Genomic DNA, 25,707 nt, shown 5'->3' on the forward strand with positions numbered 1-25,707 from the left:
TAATTGCTCTTTTGTCAATCGCTGATGCTCTCTTGGCAATCACTCATTGACCTGTCTGCCAATACTTTGGCATTAAAGTGTCTATTATTAACCATTTGCTAAATTTTTGTCAAATGGTTTTATGTACTTTTAAAAAAATTTGCCCAATATTTGGGGTATTGGGCAAATTTCATCAAGGCTTATTTTTCAGCTTTTTCAGCAGTCTTTGCCACATAATTGCCTTTTTGGGCGACGGCGTCATTCAGTAGTGTGATAAAGGCATCCACTGGCATGCTGCCTAGGTTTGCACCTTCACGAGTACGCACATTGACTGTGCCTTCTTCGACTTCTTTATCGCCAAGCACCAGCATAAACGGAATACGCTCAAGGGTGCGTTCACGAATCTTAAAGCCGATTTTTTCGTTACGCAAATCGCTCACCGCACGCAGGCCAGCGGCTTTTAGCTTGGCGACGACAGCATCACAGGCATCGGCTTGCTTGTCGGTGATGTTCATCACCACTGCTTGAGTAGGTGCAAGCCAAGGCGGCATCAGACCTGCGTATTCTTCGATCAAGATACCGATAAAGCGTTCAAACGAACCTAGAATCGCACGGTGTAGCATCACAGGACGCTCTTTGTCACCGTTTTCGTTGATAAAGTCAGCATCTAGGCGTTCTGGCAAGTTGAAATCTAGCTGTAGTGTGCCGCATTGCCACATACGACCTAGGCAGTCTTTTAGGCTAAATTCAATCTTCGGACCATAAAACGCACCTTCGCCTTCTTGTAGTTCCCAAGCAAGACCTGCGGTATCTAGTGCATCTGCCAACGCTTTTTCGGCATCATCCCACAGATGATCAGCGCCGACACGCTTTTCTGGGCGAGTAGATAGCTTCATCACGATGTCGGTAAAGCCAAAGTCCTTATAGACATCAAGGGTCAGCTGAATAAAGGCTTGAGCTTCGTCACGAATCTGAGCGTGCGTACAGAAAATATGTGCATCGTCTTGGGTAAAGCCACGCACACGCATGATGCCATGTAGCGCACCTGATGGCTCGTTGCGATGGCATGAACCAAATTCAGCCAAGCGTAGTGGCAAATCACGGTAAGACTTCAAGCCTTGGTTGAATACTTGCACATGGCAAGGGCAGTTCATTGGCTTGATGGCATAATCACGGTTTTCAGAACTGGTGGTAAACATATTTTCGGCATAGTTTTCCCAGTGGCCTGATTTTTCCCACAGGCTACGATCGACGATTTGTGGGGTTTTGATTTCAAGATAGCCATTGTCCTGCTGTACTTTACGCATATACTGCTCAAGCACTTGATAAATCGTCCAGCCATTTGGATGCCAAAATACCATGCCAGGGGCTTGCTCTTGTAGATGGAACAAACCTAGCGCTTTACCGATCTTGCGATGGTCACGCTTTTCGGCTTCTTCGATACGCTGAATGTAGGCTTTGAGCGCTTTTTTGTCTGCCCAAGCCGTGCCATAGATACGCTGTAGCTGTTCGTTTTTGGCATCGCCACGCCAGTAAGCACCGCTCATTTTGGTCAGTTGGAACGCTTTTAGAAAGCGAGTATTTGGCACGTGTGGGCCACGGCACATATCGATGTATTCTTGGTGATAATACAGACCCATCGCTGTCTCATCAGGCATATCATCGATTAGGCGTAGTTTATAATCTTCGCCACGAGATTTGAAGATTTCGATGACTTCATCTCGTGGAGTTATTTTTTTGATGACATCATAGTCTTGGTCGATGAGCTGTTTCATACGCTCTTCGATGGCTTTCATGTCTTCGGGGGTGAATGGGCGTGGGCTGTAGATGTCATAATAAAAGCCGTCTTCGATGACAGGGCCGATGACCATTTTGACATCAGGGTATAGCTGTTTGACCGCATGGCCAAGCAAGTGAGCACATGAGTGGCGGATGATCTCAACGCCTTCTTGATCTTTAGCAGTGATGATTGATACGCTGGCATCAGCGGTAATCGGGTCGCAAGCATCTACCAATTTGCCATCGACACGACCTGCGATGGTGGCTTTGGCAAGTCCTGGACCGATATCTTGGGCGATTTGCATGACGGTGGTTTGGCCGTCAAATTGACGAACACTGCCATCTGGTAAGGTGATTGCAACCATAATAACTCCTAGTGTTGGCGTTGGTAGTGATGTTTGCTACTTTCAAACATATAACCGCTACCGATTGGGAAAAAGAAAATAATCCGACCATTTTAGCAAATTTTGCTACAATAAGCAAAAATCACCAAGCTGGGATTTGTTGCGTTATGATTAACGAATTTGCGTATTTGACCGTCAAGTCAGGTCAGACAACAGAATTTGAAGCAGCCTTTGATAAAGCCAAACACATCATCAGTCAGATGTCGGGATTTATCAGTCTGAATTTATACCGTCACCATGATGGCATGGGGCGTTATTTACTTCATGTGGTGTGGCAGGATATCGCATCGCATCAAGATGGATTTAGAAAATCTGCTGAATACGAGCAATGGCGAGCATTGCTGCATCATTTTTATGAGCCGTTTCCAGCGGTTGAGTATTTTGAGACGGCGGTGACGCTCTAAGCCACCGCTTGTTGGTTTATGCTTTGATATAAATCAAATCCCACACGCCATGACCATGGGTGATGCCACGCTGTTCAAATTTGGTCAATGGGCGATCGTCAGGACGAGGTGCAAAATTCCCCACGCCATGCGGATTGGTCAAGGTTGGCATGGTGTCAAGCACTTCTAGCATCCAAAAGGCATAATGCTCCCAATCGGTCGCTGCATGGAATTTGCCACCTGTATTCAGTACGCGTACGACTTTGTCCATGCGGTCATGGGTGACGAAGCGGCGTTTATAATGACGCTTTTTTTGCCATGGATCAGGGAAATATAATTGCACGGTATCCAGATGATTATCAGGCAAATTGTCCAGTAGGGCGATGGCATCACCGTTGATAACTTTAAGGTTAGTTAAGCCCATCTCATCTGCCAGTAGTGCTAAGCGGCCAATGCCTGGCTCATGCACTTCGATGCCGATGAAGTTGGTCTGTGGGGCGTTTTTTGCCATCTCAAGCAGGCTATCACCCATCCCAAAGCCGATCTCAAGGGTAAGCGGCGCATCACTGCCATTTGGCGTATCGGCGAATAACGCACGCAAATCGGTGATGTGGCTGACATCGCCAAGCTTACCAAGCTCGCCTGTGCTATTGACATAAATATGTCCAAGACTACCACCCACCAGCACTTGCTCGACCTGCTGGCTCATGTGGGTACGGCGTTTCATAAAGGTATTGATTTTGCGAAACTGCTCAGGTGTCTGTGCAAGCTTGGCAAGTCGTGTGCTGATTTCGTCGGTATCGATGACAGGGCTGTCTGCTTGGGTGGTTGAATTTGTCATAAAAGGGCGTAAAATGTTAGCTTAAAAATAGCCGTCATTATAATGTGTTTTGTGATTTTGAACAAGCGGACAAACTGGTCTGCGATGCAATCGGCTTTTGTTGTTTTGCGTGCGTCTGTTCTGATCTTTATTTTTGCCAAATTTGCCAATCCAATCCAAGCCAAATTAAGTTAAGCCAAGTTATGTTTCGTTTACCGTTTTTAGAAGATACCACGCCGCCGCCATTTTATCAGGCGACCATCAGTGCTGCCAAGCGTCGCAAGCTTGATCAGTGGTTTATCGGTCATCGCTCGCAGGCGTATTATTTGAAGCGATTTGATGAATTTGATCGGGCGGGCAAGCTACACGCGCGTTGGCATTGGGCGGCGTTTTTTATGACTTTTGGGTGGCTTTTGTATCGCAAACGCTACTTGGACTGTGTGGTGTATTGTGTCGCTGGTTGGTCATTTATCAAGGTGAATATTGCCATCATCTTGGCGGTGAGTGAGTTTGTGCTGATTGGGCATTTGCCTGATGCTTGGCAGGTGATGGCTCGTGTGGGGATTGGGCTCTTGGTGTGGCTATTTTGGGCAGGCATGGTGGCAAGATGGGCGGATGCGTATTATTATCGCATGGCTCGGCGTGAGATCGCTGATGCACTAGAGCTGTACCCTGATGATGACGAAGCACAGCGGGCACATCTACAGTACGAAGGCGGAGTGAGCTTGGTGGGCTTGTCGGTGGCGTTTGTGATTTTTGGGATTTTGTTGTCGGTGATTGCAACGGTGTTTGTGCCGATGTATGCCAAGTATCAAGAACAACAAGTCCTGCATGAAGTCTATACCGAAGCCAGTGCCATCGCCAAACAGGTCGATGTGGTGATGGCAAGCACAGGGCAATGTCCGACCGACCGTCAAGTCACGAGTAGCACGCATCGAGCCGAGATTCACATCACTAAGGCACCAGCTGGCATACGCACTGACTGTGCGGTGGTGGCAAGGATTACAGGGGCGTATTATCCGATTCGCTATCTAAATGGGCGGACGCTGACGATTTATCACGACAAAACTAGTGACGGCACTGTACTGTGGCGATGCCAGTCGTCTTTATCCAAGAAACAATCACCAAAGCATTGTTTGGGCTAGTTGATGATCAAAGCAAATGCGTTGACGACTTATCACCTAAAGCTGATGATGCTTGTGGCGATGGTGATTGACCATGTGGCATGGGCATTCGTCCCCACCGAGAGTTTTGCAGGCGAGCTGATGCACATCATTGGGCGGATGGTTGCACCGATGATGGCGTATTTTTTGGCAATGGGTTTTGCCAAAAGTCGTGATGTGATGCACTATCTTGGACGGCTATTTGGCTTTGCTGTGATGTCACAGCCTGTGTTTATGTGGTTTCAGTACCAAATTGGCACGGTAGATGCCATCAGTGATGTCATGTGGGGCAATGTGCTATTTACGCTGACTGTCAGTTTGGCGGTGTTAATGGTGTGGCGACAAAATATGGCATCGTGGGCGAAATGGCTTGTGGTGATTGCTCTGTGCTTTGTCGCTGAGCTGGCAGAATATGGCGCAGCGATGATACTGTGGGCGTGTATCTTTGATCGGCTGATGGCGCATAAGGCGCGGATGCTTGCTGTCTTTGCCTTGAGCCTGCCTGTGGCTTATCTGCTGATTTATGGGGTAAACGCCACGGTAGGCTTAGGCTTTATGCACCTAGGCTGGCTGTTTGTGATACCGTTAATTTTACTACATAATGGCACAAAAGGGCGGCGGCTTGGCGGTCGCTATTTCTTTTATGTGTTTTATCCTGTGCATATGGCAGTGATTGCGGCGATGGTGTGGATTTATGATCGGTGGTGGGGATTTTAGGGTTTAATTTATAAGTATTAAGTATTATTAAATAATTATAAATAAAAAATTTCTGTCGATAGAAATGCAAATTCTCACCGTTTTAAGTGTTTTTACGCAAAACAACATGATATTTAGTAGTTAAGCAAACCTTCTATTTTGTGCTTATTTTATACCGTTTTTCATACCGTTAGCGATAGCGTGCGATTAATATCGTGAGCGTGCCTATATCAGGTTGTGCACAGAGTGTTGGAGCAATTTGTCGAATGTCTTCTATGGGTAATTCCCACCATTTTAATTGTAATAATAATTTAATAATATCACCACCCTATCGGATCGACATCAATACTAATTTTTACCGCTTTGACGCTTGGTAGGCTTTGCACCTGCTGCCACCAAGTGCTTAGGCAGGCGTGCAGTTCGCTGCGGTTTTTGGCAAGAATGAGCATCTGCACTTGATAGCGGTTGTTCTTCTTGGTCATCGGCGCATCAATCGGGCCATTGATGGCAAAAGGATGCGGATTTGGCAGGCAGGCTTTGGCATCGCTAATGGCAGCTTTGGCGCGCGCATAGTGCGTGCTTTCGGCGCGGATCAGCACCGCATGGCTGTAGGGCGGCAGTCCCAATTTGGCACGCTCGCTAAGCAGATCTTGGGCAAAGCTGCCATAGCCATCACGCACCAGATGTACAAGCAGCGGATTGTGTGGCTGCATGGTCTGAATGAATACTTGACCTTGTTTTTGCGCGCGTCCAGCACGACCTGCCACTTGGATGATCTGCTGTGCGGTATGCTCAGGCGAGCGAAAATCGGGCGATAAAAAGCCCAAATCCGCATTGGCAATGACTACAAGCGTGACATTGGGGAAATGATGCCCCTTGGCGATCATCTGCGTGCCGACCAAGATCGCAGGGCGGTCGGTGTGAATCTGCGCGCCTAGGGCGTCCCATGCGCCTTTTTTGCGCATGGTGTCGCGATCGATTTGCAAGATAGGATAAACGGTACTGCTGACCTGTGGATTGGCAAATAAAGCGTGCAAATGCTCAACAAGGCGTGTCGTTCCTGTGCCGACGCTATCAAGATTGCTGCTGTTACATTCAGGGCAGTGGCTTGGCAGTGGTGTGATGTAGCCGCAGTGATGGCAGCGCAGGGTGCTGTACATCGGCTGTAGATTGTTCTTATGCACAGTTAGGTGTGCATCACAGTTTGGGCAGTCGGCTTGATGACCGCAGGCGGCACAGATCAGAATCGGCGCATAGCCACGGCGATTGATAAAGACCAGCACCTGCTCACCTTTGGCAAGCGTATCACGCATCGCGCGCACCGTCTCGGGCGAAAATGTGGTATCGCTAAGCTTGCCATCGGTGTGCATGATGGCTTGGCTGCCCAGTCGCATATCAATCAGTCGTAGTTTGGCTTGGTTGGCATTACCTGCTCTATTATGTAGTTTTAACAAACTAAGCTTGGCATCATTAACCAGCTTGAGATGCTCAAGGCTTGGGGTGGCTGTACCAAGCAGTACAGGGATTTTGGCAAACATCGCGCGTACCATCGCCACATCGCAGGCGTGATAGCGCAGGTGGTCTTGCTGTTTATATGAGCTGTCGTGTGCTTCATCGATGATGATCAGACCCAGATGATCAAAAGGATATAGCACGCTTGAGCGTGTGCCAATGATAATCTGCGCTGCGCCTGTCTGACACGCACGCCATCCTGCCAAGCGTTCGCTGTCACTCAGATTAGAATGCAGCACACAAATGGCAGCGGTGAAGCGATTAGCAAAGCGTGATTTGGTCTGTGGGGTAAGCCCAATCTCAGGCACCAAAATCAGCACCTGCTTGCCTTGTGATAGCACATGAGCCATCGCCTGCAGATACACTTCAGTTTTGCCCGAGCCTGTCACACCATCGAGCAAAAACCCCTGATACTGACCGCGATCACAAGCAGAAGTAATCGCATCAATGGCGTGCTGCTGCTCATCATTGGCGGGCAGATGCGACTGTTTGAGCTGTGCTTTTGGCGGGATGGTGGTGGGGGTGATTTGCTCGGTTTGGCTGATTAAGCCTTTATCCACTAAGGCTTTGAGCGTCTGCCGGCTTGCGCCGATGGCGGTGAGTGCGGATAAGTCCAAACCGTTATCATGCTGGGCAAGTGCGCTTAATAGTTGGCGTTGTTTTTTGGCAGTTTTGGGCAAGTGCTGCAGTAGCGTATCGATCGGTGTGCTTGGGTCAATCCGATAGACTGTCGATGGCGTGCTGATGGGCTTGCCTTGATTGATAAGTGTCGGCAGCATCACACTATACACATCACCCAATGGATGATGATAATACTTGCCAAGCCACTGCGCCAAGCGAATCAGATTATCGCCGATGATGGGCGCGGTATCGATGATATTACTGATGGCTTTGAGCTTATCGGCAGGCACTTGGCTGTCTTGTCGTGCGATGTGTGCAGTGACGATGCCGATTAGCTGCCGTCTGCCAAAGGGTGCGATGACGCGGCTACCGATGGCAGGTAGGGCGAAATTTTTTGGACATAGATAATCAAAAAAATCCCCCACAGGTACCGCCAAAGTGACTTGGATCAGCGTGTCATGAGTGCTTGTCATGGGGGATTGCCGTCTGATTTAGGCATCTAGCTGCGATAAGCGCTCGAGCGATGGTGCGAAATAATACGCCCCTGTCACTGCGGTGGTGACATTTTTAAGCAGTAAGTCAGTCTTACCATCAGTCTCACCAAACATCGATAGCAGCTGCGCTTCGATATTCCACAGGCGCGCAGCATAAGCGATGAACAGTAGGCCGTGCTCACCTGTCACCGTGCCATAAGGCAGGCTGCGGCGGACGATTTCAAGGGTTTTGCCGTCTTCTTTTAAATTGGTGCGGCCTAAATGTGAATCAGGCAAGCGATCAGCTTTATCAAATTCGATGTTGTCCGTCTTAGAGCGGCCGATGCACGCTTCTTGCTCGCTGATGCTCATCTTGTCCCATTTTGGCAGATCGTGGCGGTATTTTTGCACCATCACATAGCTGCCGCCTGCATCCACGCCATCATTGATGACGGCGACCGAATTGATGTTTTCGCCTTGTGGGTTTTCTGTGCCATCGACGAAGCCTTCTAGGCCGCGATCTTCGATGTAGCGAAAGCCGTGCGTCTCACGCTCAATACTGGCAAGACCTGCAAAAGCCGCGACCACTTCACTGCCAAGCTTAAAGTTCACATCAGGGCGCAAAGACTGGATGTGAAATAGCAAATCGGCTTGTGTGGCAGGGGCAAGACCACCGCCCAAAGGACGAAATGGCTTAAGCTGACTGCCTTCGCCATCTTTGGCAATCTTCGCCCACAGATCCGCCCCAAAGCCGATGGTTAGACCCAATTGTTCATTGGGAAATTTGTCCTGCAGTGCTTGTAAGCTTGTCAAAGCAGCACGGCAAGCGGCGGCAAGTTTGCCAAGATCGCTGTCGGTGATGGCTGCTTCCATGACGATGCTGGCACGGCAATGATCAGGAATGATGGCTGATTGGGGAGTTGGCATGAAGTATCCTTATGGGGTTAATTATTTTAAATAACTGATCTATTATAGCAAATTTTTAACAAATACCCAAAAACATAAGCCCTTGAAAATCAAGAGCTTATGCTGTATGTCTTAAGCTTTGGTGAGCATTAGGCGATGTGTAAAATCGCTTCAATCTCAACCACACCACCTTTTGGCAAAGCGGCTACTTGCACAGCTGCACGCGCAGGATAAGGGGCTGATAGTTGCTCTTCAAAGACGGTATTTAGCAGAGCAAAATCTGCCAAATCGGTCAATGATACATTGAATTTCACCGTGTCGTTCAGGCTGCCACCAGCAGCTTTGGCGATGGCTGCAAGGTTATCAAACGCTTGGCGCGCTTGTGCTTCAAAGCCTTCTTTTAACTCCATTGTCTTAGGATCAAGACCTAGCTGACCTGAGATATAGACAGTGTTGCCAACTTTGATGGCTTGTGAATAAGTACCGACAGCTGCAGGTGCATCGTCAGTGTGAATGACTTGTTTTGACATATAAAATCCTAGAGTAATGCAAGCGCGCTATTTTAAGCTTCTACTTAAGCTTTTTTGGCCTGGAAATAAGCGCACAGCTTATCGAACAGGCTAACCGCCGTGCCTGTGTATTCAATGTTCGGCGCAACATTGTCTGCAGTTTTTGGCAAAAGTGTTGGCTCTACTTTGCCAAGAAAATGCGCAGCGTCTTTTTGGTTACTTAAATCAATTTTACAACACATGGCAGCCTCCTTAGCTTGTGGGGTTTGCCTTTATAATAAAACAAATCAGGGCGTAATTTCAAGTGCTTTTGTGCAGTTTTGCGACTTGTGATCACTGATATAGGCGCATGATGTTCGGATAGCCAAGCAGTGGGCGTAATTTCTCAATCCCTTCGGCGAGATGTGAGCGCGAACGCACCACGATGTGCAGCGTGGTTGTGCCGATTTTATCATTTTTATCCGCTTTACCATCAGCCTTGACATGAGTGTGCTCAACGCCGATATTGATCGCGCGCAGCTCATAGATGACTTGGCTGATCTGCTCTTCATTGAGCATCGCGTAGATTCGCAGCATGGCAGGGAAGCGCAGTGAGTTAGGCTGTTTTTCTAGGGCGCTGGCAGGTTTCCAGTTGAGCTGAATGACCTGATATGGGTTCTCGGCGCGGACATTTTGTAGCGAATAGCACTTATGGCGGTGCACGACCAAGCCTTGACGCGATAGATGTCCGACGATGTGATCACCATAGATCGGATTGCAGCAGCGCGCAAAATCAACTTCCACGCCCTTAATACCGGCAAGCAAATGCTTGGTCTGGGTGATTTCATTATCATCGGCATAATCGACTTCTTCGCTAAATAGGCGCGAGACGACCAACTGCGGCAACAAAATCCCTGTGGATATCTGCATGAACAGCTCATCATTGCTCTTGATGCCGCGCCATTGCAGGATGTCTGCCCAGTCGGTATCACTAAGATCATTGATAGATTTGCCATAAGTCTGTAGGGCGCGATCCAGTGCTTGTTTGCCGTATTGGATTTTTTGATCTTCGGGCAAGTGTTTTAGGAATTTTAAAATCTCACTGCGTGCTTTGTTGGTTGCGACAAAGCCAAGCCATTCAGCGCGTGGTGTGGCATTCTTATCTGTATCAATGCTGACGGTATCGCCATCGGCAAGCACCAAGCCCAGTTTACCATGTTCATTATTGATGTCGGCACCCGTGGCGATGTTACCAATCGCAGGACCGACAGCATAAGCAAAGTCAAGCGCTGTCGAGCCGCGCGGCAACTCATAAGCGCGACCTTGCGGGCTGTAGCAGACGATTTTGCGCTCGTGCAGATAGCTGATCAGCTCTTCAATGATGGCGATGTGTGCATCGTCATCGCTGGCAGCGTCGATGGCTTCGGTATTGGCAAGATCTTGCATATTGCGAAGACTTGCTTGGATCACCGACTGGCTGATGTCGTTATGATCATTACTGATGATACCTAGGCGCGCTGCATCCTGCATACGGCGAGTCATTAGGGTTACTTTAATATGATTATAATCACGCTCATAAATCAGCGTCAATGACTGATTGCCACCTGCTAGGGGTTTGCGGATATGATCTTGGATATTGCGATCGCCGATTTGATATTTTTGGATTAGATAACTGGCAAGCTTATCACACGCTTCAATGGTATCAAGCACGACATCGAAATCGTATTGACGAATGAGTTGATTAATCTGTCCGCGGTTTTTGAAAAATTGACGGTACATCGATGCGCGATTATCCAATACTTGTACATGACCTTGTAAGTTTAGATGAACAAGTAGCTGCTGCAAATAGGTGCTGATTTCGGTTTTTTGGAAATTACGCCCAAGTCCGTGCTGTAGCAGCTTGTCGGTAAATTTATTGTACATCACAGGGTTTAGGTTGCGATAGCACAATAGCTCAATATAATCAGCAATGTTATTCAGACCCATCAAGCGCGCGAACGGCACATAAAAATCCAAAGTCTCACGCGCGGTGCGTTTTTGTTTCTCTTCACTCACCGCATCTAGCGTGGACATATTGTGCAGGCGGTCGGATAGCTTGACGATCAGCACACGCGGATCGATGAGTGTCGCAGTGAGAATCTTATGAAAAGTCGCCGCTTGGCTTTGCTGCTTGCTCATGCCTGATGATTTTAGCTTAGTCACGCCATCGACCAGACGCGCCACCGTCTCACCAAATTCAGCGGTGACAAGCTCTTCGGTAACTTCGGTATCTTCGACAGTATCATGCAAGATGGCGGCGATGATGGTGTCGCGATCTAGGCGAAACCCTGCCAAAATCTCCGCCACCGCGATCGGGTGCGTGATATAAGGCTCGCCCGATTTGCGTTTATCCTTGATGTGCGCCACATCGCCAAAATGACACGCGCGCAGCACATCTTGGCGTTCATTGGGCTTAAGATAGGCGACAGCGCGCATCAAACTGTCACGAGCATCGTCCACGAGCGGATGGCTTAAGTGTGTCGGAATATCGTGTGGATGATAGCTGTCTAACATAATGGCTCTCAAGGTTTGGTGGTTGGTGGGTAAAAATAACCGCAGTGCGGCTTTGGTTTACAGACTTATAAACACTACAAAATGCCATCAGTTGATTGGCATCAAATAATACAATCAGAATGTATAATAAAACACCGATTGGCTCGATTGTCAATATCTGACGATGAATTTTGTCTTTGGTTGTGTAAATGCAGCATCAAAGCACGCGAAAATAAAAAGCCACACATCAAAATGCATGGCTTATAAATGTACTTCGAGCTGATTACAGCTGATTACCCAATGACTCTGGGGTGATTTCGTAATTTTGTGGCTTGGCGAACAAATCGTCATCTGGCTCGTCTAGGATGTCGCGATTGACATTGCCAGCGGCGATTTCGCGTAGGGCAAGCACGGTTGGCTTGTCGTTATCGACGGTTACGGTCGGATCGACTTTGCCGTTTGCCAATTGGCGAGCACGCTTACTTGCCACCAAAATCAGCTCAAAACGATTATCAACATTTACAAGACAATCTTCAATGGTTACTCGTGCCATAGCTTACTCTCAATTAAAAAGGGAAAAATCAGATAATCGCTTATTATAGCAAGCTTTTTGTGCTTTTTTAAGTGATTTTTGCGTGATTTGCCAAAATTTTACCGATTTTACCCAATTGACCAAAACCATCAATCCGCCAACAAATCCGCGATCAAAGCTTGATTGCGCGTGGCTTGTACCGCTAGGCTTAGGCGATGGCTTTTGATGATGGTTTGTAAATCGCTCAAGGCATCGGCAAAATCATCATTGATGACGACATAATCGAATTTATCATATTGGCGCATTTCAGTGATTGAGCCTGCCAAGCGTTTTTCGATGACTTCATCACTGTCTTGACCGCGATTTGATAAACGAGAGCGCAGGGCATCGCGGCTTGGTGGTAGAATAAAAATCATCACCGCATCGCCAAATTGCTCTTTGACTTGCAGCGCGCCTTGCCAATCGATCTCCAAAATCACATCCATGCCTTTAGTAAGCAGATCGCTCACCGCTTGCTTGGATGTGCCATAATAATTGTCAAATACTTGCGCGTATTCTAAGAATGCAGATTGGCTGATCAAAGTTTCAAATTCATCTTTATTAACAAAATGATAATGTACGCCGTTTTCTTCACCTGGGCGTGGGCTGCGCGTGGTGTGCGAGACGCTGACGGTGAGATTGTCGGTATTGGCAAGCAGCTCTTTGACTAGGCTGGTTTTGCCTGTGCCTGATGCAGCGGTGATGATGAATAATTTGCCAGTCATGGTGGTTTTCCTGTAATTTTCTTCGGTTGTCAAATAACAATATTTTAGCACAAATTGGCTGAAATTTGCTAAAATAGATCAGATTGATTATGAGAGATTATTGAGAAAAATATGAAAATTTTATTAGCCAATCCCCGTGGTTTTTGTGCAGGTGTCGATCGTGCCATCGCCATTGTCAATGAAGCCTTGCGTCGATTCAGTCCGCCGATTTATGTGCGTCATGAAGTGGTGCATAATAAATTTGTTGTTGAAGATTTGGCGCGTCGTGGGGCAGTGTTTGTCGAAGAGCTGGACGAAGTGCCTGATGGGGCGATCGTGATTTTCTCGGCACATGGCGTGTCCAAGGCGGTCGAAGATGAAGCGGCGCGCCGTGATTTGACAGTGTTTGACGCCACTTGTCCACTGGTGACTAAGGTACATATCGAAGTGGGGAAATTTGCCAAAGAAGGCATGGATGCGATTTTGATCGGGCACGCAGGACATCCTGAAGTCGAAGGGACGATGGGGCGATTTGACACCAGTTTTGGTGGTCGCATTCATCTGGTCGAAGATGCCGATGATGTGGCAAAGCTTGACTTGAATAAAGAAAATTTGGCATTCGTCACCCAGACGACGCTGTCGATGGACGATACGGCTGTGGTGATTGATGCTTTGAAAAATAAATACCCAAGCATCAATGCGCCGCGCAAAGATGACATCTGCTATGCCACCCAAAATCGCCAAGATGCGGTCAAGCTACTCTCCAAAGAGTGTGATGTCGTGCTTGTGGTGGGCAGTCCCAATTCTAGCAACTCAAATCGCCTAAGAGAGCTGGCTGAGCGTATGGGTAAGCGCGCTTATCTGATTGATAACGCAGGACAGATGGATCGCGCGTGGTTCGATGGCGTCAGTCATGTTGGAGTGACGGCAGGTGCATCTGCTCCTGAAGTGCTGATCCAAGAAGTGCTTGAGACTTTACAATCTTGGGGTGCGGAGCCACCTGTAGAATTAAGTGGTATTGAAGAGAATGTTACTTTTAGCTTACCAAAGTCATTGACAAAGGCAGGCTAACAGATGAATCGGCTGACACTTACGCCCCGTATGACCGATGAAGTCTCGCCAAGTCTTGTGCAGGCGTTGGGCTATCCAAGCCTTGCGCGCGTGCTGCAGGCGCGGCAGGTGGCGAGCGTCGATGAGCTGGATATGGCGATCGGTAAGCTGATCGCTGCTGATGGCTTGATGGGCATTGACCAGGCGATTGCCATCATTGATCAGGCGATCGATCATCATGATCAAATTTTGATCATCGGGGACTTTGACTGTGATGGTGCGACCAGTACCGCGCTGATGCTGCGTGCCTTGCGGCAGATGGGTGCGAAGGTGGAGTTCTTGGTACCTGATCGTTTTAAATTCGGCTATGGCTTGACGCCTGAGATCGTCAGCTATGGCGCGGCAGAGTATGACCCAAAGCTGATCATCACGGTCGATAATGGCATCTCAAGCCATGAAGGGGTGGCACAGGCGCATAAGCTTGGCATACGGGTGGTGATTACCGATCATCATTTGACAACCAAGCCATCGCCGCCTGCCGATGCGGTGGTCAATCCCAATCAGCTGGGCTGTAGCTTTGGTAGCAAATGGTTGGTCGGTGTCGGTGTGGCGTTTTATGTCATGGGGCGTCTTGCCAAGCACCGCCGCGCACTTGGCAAGTCATCGGCAAATGTCGCGCAGTTTTTGGATCTGGTCGCGCTGGGGACGATTGCTGATCTGGGTGTGCTTGATCGCAATAATCGTATCTTGGTCAGTCATGGACTGATGCAGATTCGCGCGGGTAAGGCGTGCGCAGGCATCTATGCCATCTTGGAGCAGGCAGGGCGCGCGTATCAGAGCATCACCAGTGAAGATTTTGGCTTTGCCATCGCGCCACGCATCAACGCCGCTGGTCGTATGGACAATATGCGAATCGGCGTGGAGTGCTTGATTACCGATGATTGGGGTGAAGCGCATCGACTTGCCATTGAGCTTAATAAACTCAACCACTCGCGCCGCAGTGTCGAGATGGCGATGAAAGATGAAGCGGTGGCAATCATCGACAGCTTACCTGAGCTTGGCGCTGATGACAGCCCAAAATCCATCGTGCTGTACCAAGACAACTGGCATCAAGGTGTGATCGGTATCGTCGCAGGCAGGCTAAAAGAAAAGCTGTACCGTCCAAGTATCATCTTTGCTCCTGCTGATGTCAGCGAAACGGGTGATGATGATATGATCAAAGGCTCAGCGCGTTCGATCGCAGGCGTGCATATTCGCGATGTTATCGAAGCGGTGGCGGTGGATGAGCCGTCGCTGATTGAGCATTTTGGTGGTCATGCGATGGCGGCAGGGCTGACGATCAAAAAAGGCAATTTTGAGCGATTTGCCAAAGCGTTCGAAGATAAGATGGTAGGCTTTGATGCGTCGGTGTTTTGTGAAGAAAAATTCACCGATGGCAGTCTTTTGCCACAAGAGTTTAGCTTGCATTTTGTTGATACTCTAAAGAATTTAAGCGTCTGGGGTAATGGCTTTGCTGTACCAAGCTTCGATGGTGAATTTGAAGTGCTGAACCATCGCGTGCTAAAAGACAAACATCTCAAGCTCACCCTGAAGCTATCTGGCGTGCAGTATCCGATTGATGCGATTTGGTTTAATTATAATCCTGCGGTATGGGATTATCGCGCAAGTGGCGTGCATATTTTATACACCCTTGATATTAACGAGTGGCAGGGCAATCAAAGCCTGCAGCTGATCGTCAAAGACTTGGCGGTGTGTCAGGTGATGGGGTGATTTATCAGTCTAATTTTATTGTTTTATTTAATAAATTTTATCAAAAAAACCGACCAATTAAACATTGAGCGGTTTTTGTTTTGGTTCGATGGATTGATCTAGTGCCAATCAGCCCTTAATCGACCAACCATTGACCAATGGATAACGGCGTTCGCGACCGAAAGATTTCTTGGTGATCTTCGTGCCGATTGCCCCTTGGCGGCGTTTGTACTCAGCGCGATCGACCAAGCCCAGTACTTTTTCAACCGTCGCAGGATCAAAGCCTGCCGCACAGATTGCCTTGTAGCCCAAATCTTCGTCGATGTACATTTTTAGAATGCTATCAAGTAAGTCATAATCAGGCAGGCTATCTTGGTCTTTTTGGTCAGGACGCAGCTCGGCCGATGGTGCGCGCGTGATGACGCGTTCTGGGATGACTGGATTATCTTCTAGGCGGTTGCGGTAATTGGCAAGGCGATAGACATCGGTTTTGTACACATCTTTTAGCACATCGAAGCCGCCTACCATATCACCGTATAGCGTCGCATAACCGACCGCGTTTTCAGATTTATTGCCCGTTGAGATGACCATATGACCGAATTTATTTGACAATGCCATTAAGATCGTGCCGCGAGCGCGCGCTTGCAGATTCTCTTCGGTGACATCAGGCTCACTATTAGCAAGCAGTGGTGCAAGGGCTGAACGCAAGCCTGCCACTGCATCGTGGATTGGGCAGACGGTGTATGAGACATTCAGGCGTGCCGCTTGCGCTTCGGCATCATCTAGGCTGATTTGCGCGGTGTATTCGTACGGCATCATCACCGCATACACGCGATCTGAGCCCAATGCATCGACGGCAATGCACAGCGTCAAGGCACTGTCGATACCGCCTGATAAGCCAACGATCACACCTTTAAAGCCTGAACGATTGACATAATCACGCAGACCCACGACTAATGCCTGATACATCTCAGATTCTTCAGACAACACAAGCGGTACTTTGGCTTGGGTGTCAAACTGACGGCTTACCACATCGTACTGTGCCATCATCAGTTGGTTCAAAAAGCGCGAACCTTCGTGCGCAACCGTGCCATCTGCTTGCATGATGAGCGAACCGCCATCAAAGACGATGTCATCTTGCGCGCCGACGGTATTGACATAGATAATCGGCAAGTCATAAGTAGCTGACTGCTTGGTTAATAGCTCTTTGCGCGCGGTTTGTTTGCCGATTTCAAAAGGCGATGCGTTGATCGCCACGACCATGTCCGCACCTTCTTCTTTGAGCGCTTTGATCGGTGCATCGTGCCAAATATCTTCACAGATTAATAAGCCAATCGTTGCGCCTTTGTAATCGAACAGCACTTGATTGCGGCCTTTTTGGAAATAGCGGCGTTCATCGAAGATGCCATAATTTGGCAAGCATTGCTTATGATAAAAGCCTTTTTGGCTGCCGCCTTGCAAGATGGCTGCTGAGTTGAAGGTGCCATGTTGATCAATGTGTGGATAGCCTAGGATGATCACAATACCTTCGATTTCAGCAAGCTGCGCCATCGCACCGCGCACACGCTCGCCTAAGGTTGGGCGCAGTAGCAAATCTTCTGGCGGATAGCCGACTAAGGATAATTCTGGGAAAACCACGATGTCTGCGCCGCGATTTTTGGCATCGATGGCAAGTGCGTGCATTTTTTTGACATTGCCTGCGATGTCACCGACCCAAAAATTGGTCTGAATCAGCGCAAAAGTAATCTTGCCAGCGGCAGAATTGGCGGTGTGTAAAGTCGTCTCGACGCTCGCTGCGTCCTGTTGTTTGGTTCTTGGCATTTTTATAATCCTAAAAAAGTTTATGCCTTGTGCTTCATGCTCAAGGGCATTGCATTTGTTTGTTATCGCCGAAATAGGGCGGTTTTGTGGGCAGAGCAAACTTCACTGTTTGCCGCCGATCTTGGGCAAAAATGACCCCAAATGATATGGTTTATCAAGATTTTGACAAACCTATTTAATAGTATAGCACAAAATCGGATGGGTTGTGGTATAGTATGGCAAGTGAATTAAAAAAACTCTCAAGTTCATTTGTTTAACGCATTAACTTTAAAATTTTCTTATGTTTGCATTTATTTTAAATATCATCATCATCGCAATCATCATGTGGTTTTTTTTCAAATTTATGTACCCAAAGCCACCCAAAGCTTTTTTTCCTAAAGATGGCGATGACACCACGCTGCGCACCTGCCACCACTGCGGCAATCAGCTTGCCACTTATCGTGGGCATTTGTTCCACGAAAAAGCCGAGAACGAACGCTTTTTTTGTAATGATGAGCATCTGGCGGCATATGCAGCAGCGCATCCAGAAGAAGATCTGCCTATGAATATAGAAAAATAGGATCTGTAAAACCTAAAAAACAATAAGGGCGACATTCATCGCCCTTAATTTATGCTCTAATTTTAAGAAAATCTATAAAATCACAGCATTGAGCGTGCTTGCTTATTGATCTTTTCGATCATTTCAGCGATTTGTTTTTGTTCAGCGGCATTGGCTGCCACTTGGTTTTGTAGTCCTTGGATTTGGTCGTACAAATCTAGGCAGACCAGCACCAAAAACTCTTCATTGCTCGGGGTTTTGTGCTTGATCTCACGGCGCAGATCGCGGATTTTTTGGTTGATGAATTCTGCACCATTTTCCAGATTTTTGATTTCATCGACGGGGCAGACGATGCGATGTGGTGTGCCTGCGATGCTGATATCGACAGGGCGGAATTCTTCTTTGGCGATGATCGCTGACTGTGGGTTGGTGGTGGTTTCTTGACTCATGATAAATCCTTGATAATGATATGCTCAGCCTTAGCTTTGACGGTCGATTTTGCCCAACCAATCGCGAATCACTTCAGCGCGCGAAATCGCCAAAGCGTTTTTGTCTTTTAAATCTTGATTTTGTTGAATCAGCGTCTGATTGGCTTGATACAGTTCTTCTACTTGCTTTTGCAGGGCATTGCGCGTGTGCTCTAAGCTGTCCACTTGTTCGCAGTAGTTGTCAATTTCTTGGTTGGCTTTGTTTAGCTGTGCTTGTAAATCACTGATTTGTCTTGGGCTGTCGTCATTGGCAAGGCGTTGCTTAAGATTGGCAAGTTCGGTCGCGGTGACGGCATATTGTTTTTTCATCGCGATGATGGATTGTTCCAAAGCTTGAAGTTGGGCTAGCATAAGAAATCCTGTAAAAGTCATCAATAAAAAGTGTCCTATGCTAATCTTATCACGGTGCGGTGTATTGTCAAATATTTTTTCGGCTTTGGCGGTATTTTGGGCATAAGTTTGGCGAAATGTCGTATCTTTGCACGCTTTGCCCTTGTGATTTTGTATTTTGCACGCATTAAACCGTGTGAATATGGTATAATCCAAAGTTTGTTCAAAAACACAAGGCTAAACAATGACAACCGATTATTTATCAGGCTGGGACGACTGGACAAAGGCATTTGAACACTGGACAGATGTATCAATCAGTGAGCTGCAAGGCATCATGACAGGCGTGATGACCGCGTGCAACGCCACAGACAGCGAAGGCTGGACGCAGCTATTAGAAGAGCTGAGCTTTGAAGTACCTGATGAAGACGCGCTTGAGCTATTGACCGAGTATGCCGAAGATGTCAGCTTTGCACTAAAAGATAAAGACGATGCCTATGGCTACGAGCCGCTTGTGCCAGATGATGAGCATGAGCTGTATGAGCGCGTGCTTGCGCTCAAAGATTGGGCAGGTGGTTTTATCACTGGCATTGGCGTGACGGGCATTACGCTGAGTGCTGATGAAAATGAGCTGATTCGCACACTGATGGAGATCGCCGCCATTCGCCTAGAAGACGATGAAAATCTGGAAGGCGGCGAAGAGATGTGGCTACATCTGTTCGAATTTGCGCGCATGGTGCCTGTGCATCTGGCGACGCGTAAACGCATGGATGTCAAGCAATTGCCACTATTAAAGGGCTTATCACCTGATGCCAAGACCGCCAAAGAAATCGCCGAAACCAAGCTTGCCGTCCCTGTCATTGATGCCATGGAAAAAAAGCAATAAAATCCTATGCAGCTAATTCATCTTATTCTTGATAATCTACCGTCCTTGCCGCCGCTTGCCTTGACCATCGGCAATTATGATGGCGTGCATCTGGGGCATCAAGCGCTATTATTAGCATTGGATCGTGATGCCAAGCAGATGGGCTATCAGTCGGCGGTGATGGTCTTTGAGCCGCAGCCGCGCGAGTTTTTTACGCCTGATGATCCGCCTGCACGCCTAACAAGCCTTGCCGAAAAAGCTAAGTACATCGGCGATCTTGGCGTGGATTATCTGATCGTTGCAAGCTTTGATCAAGCCTTTCGCTCATTGTCGGCGCAGGATTTCGCCACGCTATTACAGGGCTTGAATGTCCGTCATTTGGTGCTGGGTGATGATTTTCGCTTTGGGCATGATCGTGTGGGGGATAAGGCATTTTTGGCGGCGGCAGGCTTTGGTGTTGATAGTCTGCACAGCGTGCTACAAGATGGCGAGCGTATCAGCTCATCATTGGTGCGTAAGGCGTTGGCGGCAGGGGATTTGGCAAGTGCCAAAAGCCTGCTTGGGCGCGCGTATGCCATCACAGGGCAGGTGGAGCATGGTGATAAGATTGGGCGTACGCTTGATTTTCCGACGGCAAATATCGCCATCAATCGCATCAAGCCTGCTTTACACGGCGTGTATGGTGCGGATGTCATAGGCTTTGTCGATGGTCGGCAGATTGATTTGGCAAGTCTTGGTAAAGATGGACAAACAGGCGTAGTAGGTATGGCGCAAGGCAGTCTATTTGGTGCGGTGAGTGTCGGCAAGCGTCCATCGGTGGATGGGCAAGATTGGCGCGTGGAAGTGCATTTGCCACAGTTCACGGGTGATTTGTACGGTATTGAGCTGCAAGTGACTTTCACCCATTATCTGCATGGCGAGCGTAAATATGATGGCTTGGATGCCTTAAAAGCAGGCATCAGTGATGATGTCGCGCAGCTGTTAAAATGGCGAGATGCGCAAGGGTGATTTTGTCAATCGTCAGAGCAAGCCAAGAAAAATCACCCATAAAAAAGAAGCTGAACTCACCATAAATTCAGCTTCTTTCACGAGTATTGGCTTGTGTTTTCGCGATCGCAAACCAACAGATGCTCAATCACTCACCATGCAATTGAGCATTTAATTCATCTAAAATCAGTGACCAAACGGCGTCTTTGCGCCATTCTTCACGGATAAATCCTTGCTGCGCATCGTTCCAAAACGGCGCATTGTCAAGCTGTGTTTCTTCATCCAGCTGATGAGTGGCGATGAATTGCTCAATGGCGGCATCACTGTTATCAAGTCCCAATTGGACAAACAGATCATTCATCGTGTATTCAATATTTCCAAGCATAATCAAATCCTTTGTTGTGGATTAGGGTCTATAAAATTCAAAATAATACAGCGCTGGCTTGTCTTGCTGTACTACTTGTACTACCTGCGACTCGCCGCCTAGTCTTATTTTGTTTTTATACAACCACAAGATGGTTTTGGATTTGGATACATCATTTCAAAACCATGACATGATTGTAACAGCTTAGACTTAGGCAATCCCTACACAAGTGTATTGGCTGTGTAAATTTTAGTCTGCCAACTTTGAAATAATCCTGCGTCAAACCCACTCACAGTACTACTTGTGCAGCTTCACTTGTTTTCCTTGTCTTATTTTAAATTTGTTTGACTATATAAACTTATGTCGCTTTAATCTTAACATAGCTTATCATTAAGCACAAAAAACGCCCAACTCCTAAGAATTGGGCGTTTTGCTTAAGTGTTTACACTTAAAGATTATGCAAACAGATGGTCGATCGCTGCACGCTCTTCTTCCAGCTCATTTAGCGTGATGTTGATACGCTCTTGGCTGAATTCGTCAATTTCTAGGCCTTGTACGATCTTGTATTCGCCGTTTTCGGTGGTTACAGGGAAGCCGAACATGACACCTTCTGGGATGCCGTATGAGCCATCAGATGGGATGCCCATCGTTACCCATTCGCCGTTTGAGCCTAGTGCCCAGTCACGCATATGGTCGATCGCTGCGTTCGCTGCTGATGCTGCAGAAGACAGACCGCGCGCTTCGATGATCGCTGCACCGCGCTTACCAACGGTAGGTAGGAATACATTGGCATTCCATTCTTGGTCATTGATCATCTCTTTGACTGATTCGCCATTGATGGTCGCGAAACGGTAGTCGGCGTACATGGTTGGGCTGTGGTTGCCCCATACGGTTAGATTTTTGATGTCTTTGACAGCTTTGCCAGTTTTCTTCGCGACTTGGGTTAGTGCGCGGTTGTGGTCTAGGCGTAGCATGGCGGTGAAGTTTTTCGCTGGCAGATCTGGTGCTGACTTCATCGCGATGTAAGCGTTGGTGTTCGCTGGGTTACCGACGACTAGAACTTTTACATCACGGCTTGCTACATCGTTCAGTGCTCTACCTTGAACAGTGAAGATCTTCGCGTTTTCTTGTAGTAGGTCAGCGCGCTCCATGCCAGGGCCGCGTGGGCGTGCACCCACCAATAGGGCGTAGTCTGCGTCTTTGAACGCGACATTTGGATCGTCGGTACCGATCACATCGACCAATAGTGGGAATGCACAGTCATCCAGTTCCATGATGACGCCTTGTAGAGCTTGTTGTGCTTTTTCAACAGGGATTTCAAGTAGCTGTAGGATAACAGGCTGATCCTTGCCAAGCATTTCGCCAGAAGCGATGCGGAATAGTAGGCTGTAGCCGATTTGACCAGCAGCGCCAGTAACAGCAACACGAACAGGTTGTTTCATGGGTAAATCCTTCTTTGTTGGGGTTGTTAAGGTATGGAAAAACTTGTGCGATGACCCAAAAAAATGCCATCAGCACAATCACAGGCTAGTTTAGCACTTTTACACTCAAAATACAAAGCCAAAAATCGAAAAATCCAAATCGCCGATAGGATGATTTGGATTTGCATAATGAATTTTCAGCCAACCAACTGCTTAGCGATCCAGTGCTTGACAGGGGGTAGATTGTTACTTAGGCGCAGTGCTGCATCGCGTAAGATACGCACAGGCTTGCGATCATTGGTAAATAGGCTTACCATCGCATTGGTGCCGTGATACAGTGGGCGCGTGTGTGCTTGATGGCGGCGATTATAAGTGCTAAGAAGTCGCTCGCTGCCGATATCACGCCCAGTACGGTGCGCATTGATAATCAGTGGCGCAAGGGTATTTGCGCTCAATAGACCCAAATTATACCCATGCGCTGTCACAGGATGCATACCGACTGCCGCATCACCGATGAGTGCAGCGCGCTTGGCATAGAAGCGGTGCGCGTGTACGCCCATCAGCGGATAATGATGCACGCTGCCTGCGATGGTGAACGCGCCAAATTGATCGCCGAACATCCGCTGCGCTTCGTGGGCAAGTGCTTGTGGTGATAGGCTTAATAGCTCATCGGCTTGGGTATTATCCAGCGTGATGACGCAGTTGGTCATGGTGTCATTGAGCGGTAATAGGGCAAGCGTGCGACCGTACAAGAAGCACTCTTGGGCGGTTGCGCTATTTGATAAAGGATGAGTGACACGAAAAACAATCACCGTACGCCCAAAATCATGCATATCCGCACCAATGCCAAGCATACGGCGCACATTCGATAAGCGAGAATCAGCCGCAATGACAAGACTTGCCGTCAAAACCTGCCCATCGGCAAGGCTGACGGTTGCGCTATTATCATCGGTCTTGACATCAGTAACGCCAACATCAGTGATGAGCGTGACATTGTCCATCGTCGCCACTTCATCATACACGGCTTTACGAATATTGTGATTAGAAATCAGATTGCCCAAGCGATCCAGTGAGCGCATTGATTTCATCAGGCTTGGCACTTGAAAATGCAAGGCATAATCAAGCTTGCCGCTATATACTTTGGCATCAACCAATGGGTAAATCTCATCGGTCGCGAATCGTTGCCATACGCCTAAGTTTTGTAAGATTTCTTTAGAAGTATTAGTAAGGGCGATTTCACGACCATCATAGGCAGGATTTTCGATGGCGGTAAGCGGTGCTTTTTCGATGATGGTGATCTTAAGCTCACTGCCCTTAAAAAACCGAGCAAAAGCCAATCCTGCAGGGCCTGCGCCGACGATGATGATGTCACTGTGGGTGCTGTGCTTGGTGCTTATGCTCATAGTACTGCCTTTTTATTATTGTAATTAATTAAAAATCCTAATTATATCAATTAGTTAGGATTGTATCATTGGCGCTGAAAATTCGCCATTTCATTACGCACGGTGGTCGCCACCCATGCTTTTAGTTCTTGATTTAGCTGCGCCATGTGTTCTTTTAAAAACTCATCTACTTGACGGCTTAGATCTTGGGTTAGGCGCGCTTCTAGGACTTGTAAATCAGGGGTGTCTAGCGAATCTTTGGCATCGTCGATGAGCTGCGTGGTATCGATCGGATGCACCAAACGCATCGCTTCACCGTTTGAGCCTGCTTGCATATGCGCAGCCAGCGTAGCATTAAAATCACTGTGGCGAAAGCGAAATTCTGACAATGGCGCTTGGCTGTCCAATAGCTCAATGATGTCGTCCAATTCTTCATAAATCGCACGGCGTGCATCACTCGGTGCGCCAAGCCAACGGCGCGCAAACTGAATGCTTGGTGAGAAATTAGCCATAAAATTCCCTTAATAATCAAATTTGTCTATCAATAAAACTTTGCCTTATTGTAAAGCAAAAACCTAAGCCTGACAATCACCCAATCGGATAACTGCTCACTGTCCAAATTTGGCAATTATCGCATCGGTCTTGACGATGTCAAAGCCGGTTTTGCTTGCATTTTCGATGACGAAGATTGCTTGGATGTTTTGGGCGTTGGCAAGCTTGAGCGCATCATCATAAGGCAGAGCGGTCAGTGCTGTCGCCCAACCATCTGCCAAAGAGACGGTATCATGCAGGACGGTCACGCTTGGGGCGTTGCCTGCGACAGGATTGCCAGTATTGGGATTGATGGTATGGCTGTAGCGCACGCCGTTATATTCTACCGAATTGCGATAGCCGCCTGATGTGGCGATGTGCAGCGTGCCATCTTTGGGCTGAGTGAGTGTGGTGATGGTGCTGCGATTGCTCACTGAGCTGTCGATCACGGGCGCATCGATGGCGAGTGTCCATGGCTGTGATTTGTCATTGCTGCCGCTGGTGGCGACTTCACCGCCGATTTCCACCATATAATTGGTAATACCGTAGTTGCCCCTGAGTGTGTTTGCGATGACATCGACCGCATAGCCTTTGGCGATGGCAGAAAAGTCTAAGCCCACGCCATCGACCGATTTACTAAGCTGATTGCCATTTAAGCTGACCTTATCCAAGCCGATCAACGCCTTGGCAGCAGTGATCTCATCACTGCTTGGCGGGGCTTGTAGTCGCTCAACGCTCATCTTGCCACCAAAGCCCCACAGCTCCACCAAAGGCAGCACCGTCGGATCAAAGGCATGGTTCGATGCCTGAAAAATCGCTTGGCTGTCGCTTAGCACCTTGATAAAATCAGCATCAATCTCAAGCGGCGTGGCAGATGGCAGGTGGTTGAACTTGCTGATGGTGCTATCATCGATATAGGTGGACATACTGGCGTTGATGTCATTCAGTCGCTTATCAATATCGGCTTGGATGACGGCTTGTGAAATGCTGGCATCAGGGTGCTGATAGCTGATGTGGTAGCTTGTCCCCATGGTTTCGCCTGAGATTTTTTGATAAGCAGGTTTATCCGCGCAGGCACTGATGATGACTGCGCTACAGACCATGGCAAGTGGGGCGTATTTCATGAAGCATCCTAAGGTTAAGAATTGTTTTT

25 protein-coding genes are annotated in these 25,707 nt (G+C 48.0%); 8 read left to right on the forward strand and 17 right to left on the reverse strand.

All coding sequences use genetic code 11. From position 1 onward, the window contains the following. Positions 1-179: 179 nt before the first annotated feature. On the reverse strand, positions 180-2,123 hold the full coding sequence (thrS, locus tag NKU06_RS07485; protein ID WP_254729733.1) for a threonine--tRNA ligase: 1,944 nt from the start codon (positions 2,121-2,123) through the stop codon (positions 180-182). A 146-nt stretch (positions 2,124-2,269) separates the two neighbouring features. On the opposite strand from thrS, the gene NKU06_RS07490 reads away from it, so the two are divergent. Continuing rightward, positions 2,270-2,566, forward strand: coding sequence for an antibiotic biosynthesis monooxygenase (locus tag NKU06_RS07490; RefSeq protein WP_254729734.1), 297 nt, complete (start codon positions 2,270-2,272; stop codon positions 2,564-2,566). 16 nt (positions 2,567-2,582) lie between these two features. On the opposite strand, the gene trmB is transcribed toward NKU06_RS07490, so the two are convergent. Beyond that, positions 2,583-3,386, reverse strand: a complete 804-nt coding sequence (trmB, locus tag NKU06_RS07495) for a tRNA (guanosine(46)-N7)-methyltransferase TrmB (protein ID WP_253223116.1) — start codon at positions 3,384-3,386, stop codon at positions 2,583-2,585. A 182-nt stretch (positions 3,387-3,568) separates the two neighbouring features. On the opposite strand from trmB, the gene NKU06_RS07500 reads away from it, so the two are divergent. Together NKU06_RS07500 and NKU06_RS07505 are read left to right on the forward strand one after the other, a co-directional pair. Further along, on the forward strand, positions 3,569-4,510 hold the full coding sequence (locus tag NKU06_RS07500; protein ID WP_254729736.1) for a DUF2628 domain-containing protein: 942 nt from the start codon (positions 3,569-3,571) through the stop codon (positions 4,508-4,510). A gap of 3 nt (positions 4,511-4,513) precedes the next feature. After that, a complete protein-coding gene (locus NKU06_RS07505) occupies positions 4,514-5,245 on the forward strand; it encodes a TraX family protein (RefSeq protein ID WP_254729738.1) in 732 nt (243 codons plus the stop codon). Positions 5,246-5,544: 299 nt separating this feature from the next. On the opposite strand, the gene NKU06_RS07510 is transcribed toward NKU06_RS07505, so the two are convergent. The 7 genes from NKU06_RS07510 to gmk form a co-directional block, all read right to left on the reverse strand. Next, positions 5,545-7,830 (reverse strand): primosomal protein N', encoded by a 2,286-nt coding sequence (locus NKU06_RS07510; RefSeq protein ID WP_254729740.1) that lies wholly within the window; start codon positions 7,828-7,830, stop codon positions 5,545-5,547. 18 nt (positions 7,831-7,848) lie between these two features. After that, entirely contained in the window at positions 7,849-8,757 is a 909-nt protein-coding gene (locus NKU06_RS07515) for a Dyp-type peroxidase (RefSeq protein ID WP_254729742.1), read from the reverse strand. 128 nt (positions 8,758-8,885) lie between these two features. Beyond that, complete coding sequence (locus NKU06_RS07520; protein ID WP_253223122.1) at positions 8,886-9,266, reverse strand: RidA family protein; 381 nt, start codon at positions 9,264-9,266, stop codon at positions 8,886-8,888. Between the two features lie 44 nt (positions 9,267-9,310). Beyond that, on the reverse strand, positions 9,311-9,487 hold the full coding sequence (locus NKU06_RS07525) for a hypothetical protein (RefSeq protein ID WP_254729744.1): 177 nt from the start codon (positions 9,485-9,487) through the stop codon (positions 9,311-9,313). Positions 9,488-9,578: 91 nt separating this feature from the next. Further along, a complete protein-coding gene (locus NKU06_RS07530; protein WP_254729747.1) occupies positions 9,579-11,777 on the reverse strand; it encodes a bifunctional (p)ppGpp synthetase/guanosine-3',5'-bis(diphosphate) 3'-pyrophosphohydrolase in 2,199 nt (732 codons plus the stop codon). Positions 11,778-12,039: 262 nt separating this feature from the next. Further along, on the reverse strand, positions 12,040-12,309 hold the full coding sequence (rpoZ, locus tag NKU06_RS07535) for a DNA-directed RNA polymerase subunit omega (RefSeq protein WP_253223125.1): 270 nt from the start codon (positions 12,307-12,309) through the stop codon (positions 12,040-12,042). Positions 12,310-12,437: 128 nt separating this feature from the next. Next, positions 12,438-13,052: a guanylate kinase gene (gmk, locus tag NKU06_RS07540; RefSeq protein WP_253223126.1), complete on the reverse strand. Its 615-nt coding sequence runs from the start codon at positions 13,050-13,052 to the stop codon at positions 12,438-12,440. Positions 13,053-13,163: 111 nt separating this feature from the next. Here gmk and ispH point away from each other — a divergent pair, with 111 nt between their 5' ends. Together ispH and recJ are read left to right on the forward strand one after the other, a co-directional pair. Next, positions 13,164-14,102 (forward strand): 4-hydroxy-3-methylbut-2-enyl diphosphate reductase, encoded by a 939-nt coding sequence (gene ispH / locus NKU06_RS07545; RefSeq protein ID WP_254729749.1) that lies wholly within the window; start codon positions 13,164-13,166, stop codon positions 14,100-14,102. A 3-nt stretch (positions 14,103-14,105) separates the two neighbouring features. Then, a complete protein-coding gene (gene recJ / locus NKU06_RS07550; RefSeq protein ID WP_254729751.1) occupies positions 14,106-15,851 on the forward strand; it encodes a single-stranded-DNA-specific exonuclease RecJ in 1,746 nt (581 codons plus the stop codon). A 108-nt stretch (positions 15,852-15,959) separates the two neighbouring features. Here recJ and NKU06_RS07555 read toward each other — a convergent pair whose 3' ends face one another. Beyond that, positions 15,960-17,651: an NAD+ synthase gene (locus tag NKU06_RS07555; protein ID WP_254729753.1), complete on the reverse strand. Its 1,692-nt coding sequence runs from the start codon at positions 17,649-17,651 to the stop codon at positions 15,960-15,962. A 343-nt stretch (positions 17,652-17,994) separates the two neighbouring features. On the opposite strand from NKU06_RS07555, the gene NKU06_RS07560 reads away from it, so the two are divergent. Next, positions 17,995-18,210, forward strand: a complete 216-nt coding sequence (locus tag NKU06_RS07560) for a hypothetical protein (protein ID WP_254729755.1) — start codon at positions 17,995-17,997, stop codon at positions 18,208-18,210. A gap of 80 nt (positions 18,211-18,290) precedes the next feature. Here NKU06_RS07560 and NKU06_RS07565 read toward each other — a convergent pair whose 3' ends face one another. Both NKU06_RS07565 and NKU06_RS07570 read right to left on the reverse strand, forming a co-directional pair. Beyond that, positions 18,291-18,638 carry a cell division protein ZapA gene (locus tag NKU06_RS07565; protein WP_254729757.1) on the reverse strand — a complete coding sequence of 116 codons (348 nt, stop codon included), beginning with the start codon at positions 18,636-18,638 and terminating at the stop codon, positions 18,291-18,293. 30 nt (positions 18,639-18,668) lie between these two features. Continuing rightward, positions 18,669-19,028, reverse strand: coding sequence for a hypothetical protein (locus NKU06_RS07570; RefSeq protein WP_253223132.1), 360 nt, complete (start codon positions 19,026-19,028; stop codon positions 18,669-18,671). A gap of 223 nt (positions 19,029-19,251) precedes the next feature. Here NKU06_RS07570 and NKU06_RS07575 point away from each other — a divergent pair, with 223 nt between their 5' ends. Next, positions 19,252-19,890: a UPF0149 family protein gene (locus NKU06_RS07575; RefSeq protein ID WP_254729759.1), complete on the forward strand. Its 639-nt coding sequence runs from the start codon at positions 19,252-19,254 to the stop codon at positions 19,888-19,890. A 6-nt stretch (positions 19,891-19,896) separates the two neighbouring features. Then, complete coding sequence (gene ribF / locus NKU06_RS07580; RefSeq protein WP_254729761.1) at positions 19,897-20,877, forward strand: bifunctional riboflavin kinase/FAD synthetase; 981 nt, start codon at positions 19,897-19,899, stop codon at positions 20,875-20,877. A gap of 127 nt (positions 20,878-21,004) precedes the next feature. On the opposite strand, the gene NKU06_RS07585 is transcribed toward ribF, so the two are convergent. From NKU06_RS07585 to NKU06_RS07605, 5 genes are all read right to left on the reverse strand, one after another. After that, entirely contained in the window at positions 21,005-21,241 is a 237-nt protein-coding gene (locus NKU06_RS07585) for a DUF2789 domain-containing protein (RefSeq protein WP_254729763.1), read from the reverse strand. Between the two features lie 434 nt (positions 21,242-21,675). After that, positions 21,676-22,662, reverse strand: a complete 987-nt coding sequence (locus tag NKU06_RS07590; protein ID WP_254729765.1) for a malate dehydrogenase — start codon at positions 22,660-22,662, stop codon at positions 21,676-21,678. Between the two features lie 176 nt (positions 22,663-22,838). Further along, on the reverse strand, positions 22,839-24,044 hold the full coding sequence (ubiM, locus tag NKU06_RS07595) for a 5-demethoxyubiquinol-8 5-hydroxylase UbiM (RefSeq protein WP_254729770.1): 1,206 nt from the start codon (positions 24,042-24,044) through the stop codon (positions 22,839-22,841). Between the two features lie 65 nt (positions 24,045-24,109). After that, positions 24,110-24,535 carry a hypothetical protein gene (locus tag NKU06_RS07600; RefSeq protein ID WP_253223138.1) on the reverse strand — a complete coding sequence of 142 codons (426 nt, stop codon included), beginning with the start codon at positions 24,533-24,535 and terminating at the stop codon, positions 24,110-24,112. A 96-nt stretch (positions 24,536-24,631) separates the two neighbouring features. Beyond that, positions 24,632-25,678, reverse strand: coding sequence for an FAD:protein FMN transferase (locus NKU06_RS07605; protein WP_254729772.1), 1,047 nt, complete (start codon positions 25,676-25,678; stop codon positions 24,632-24,634). Positions 25,679-25,707 lie beyond the last annotated feature (29 nt).

The sequence above is a fragment of the Moraxella sp. FZLJ2109 genome, assembly GCF_024296965.1.
Taxonomy (GTDB): domain Bacteria; phylum Pseudomonadota; class Gammaproteobacteria; order Pseudomonadales; family Moraxellaceae; genus Moraxella.